At 51.4% G+C, this 773-nt stretch carries 1 protein-coding gene and 1 pseudogene; both read left to right on the forward strand.

Annotation, left to right across the window (positions count from 1 at the left end):
- Nucleotides 1-43 precede the first annotated feature (43 nt).
- The gene (locus PGQ38_RS19380) at nucleotides 44-385 is read left to right on the forward strand and encodes a DeoR family transcriptional regulator (protein WP_005927681.1); all 342 of its coding nucleotides are present in this window, start codon (nucleotides 44-46) and stop codon (nucleotides 383-385) included.
- Nucleotides 357-536, forward strand: a pseudogene (locus tag PGQ38_RS19385) (DUF3847 domain-containing protein); the annotation flags it as partial. The gene PGQ38_RS19380 and the pseudogene PGQ38_RS19385, both read left to right, overlap by 29 nt.
- Nucleotides 537-773 lie beyond the last annotated feature (237 nt).

Genomic DNA, 773 nt, shown 5'->3' on the forward strand with positions numbered 1-773 from the left:
GTTATTTATCCAAACGAGCAAAGAAAAAGGAGGAACACACAGAATGAATTTTGAATTTATGACGATAGACACACCATTGCCGCCCTGTATGCCTTTTCCCAGAGCGTTGACAGGATTTCCAGTCAGCAGCACCGCAAAGGTCATGTACTGCCGGATGCTGGACGCTATGCTCTCCAAAGGGCAGGAGGACGAGAACGGAATCCTCTTTGTCTGCTTCCCTGTCACAGCCATTGCCGCAGTCCTGTCCCGCAGCTCCATGACGGTCAAGCGTTCTCTGAATGAACTGGAAACTGCCGGACTTATCATGCGGGTGCGTCAGGGCATTGGAGAACCAAACAGGATTTATGTGCTGATACCGGGAAAGGAGGACGCTGCCCTTGCCTGAACGTGGCGGTATGCTGGAAAGTTTTCTGCAAGAACCGGAACGCCTGACAGATGATGATGTCATGCTGTTGTTGAAACTCATTTTTCACAGACAGGACACGCAGGAACTATTGAAAAAACTGCTGGAACGGGAGATGCCGGAACCCCCTTAGTTTACTAAGGGCGCAATTATACACCACCCAAAGGTTGGTGCATTGCGTTCTCCGAAGGCTCCTCGCCGGAGGGCTGTGATTTTCCGCAGTCATGGTCTGCTCCAAATCATACAGGGGACGCTACGCTTCCCCTGCGCTGGCTGCCGCCAGCTACCCTTTTGTGGACTTGCCATCTGGGGACACCTTGCGTTGCAAGCTGTTCCCAGCCGACAAGTTTCATAAAATATGCTATCTTTT

It is taken from the genome of Blautia faecis (assembly GCF_027662325.1).
Taxonomy (GTDB): domain Bacteria; phylum Bacillota; class Clostridia; order Lachnospirales; family Lachnospiraceae; genus Blautia_A; species Blautia_A faecis.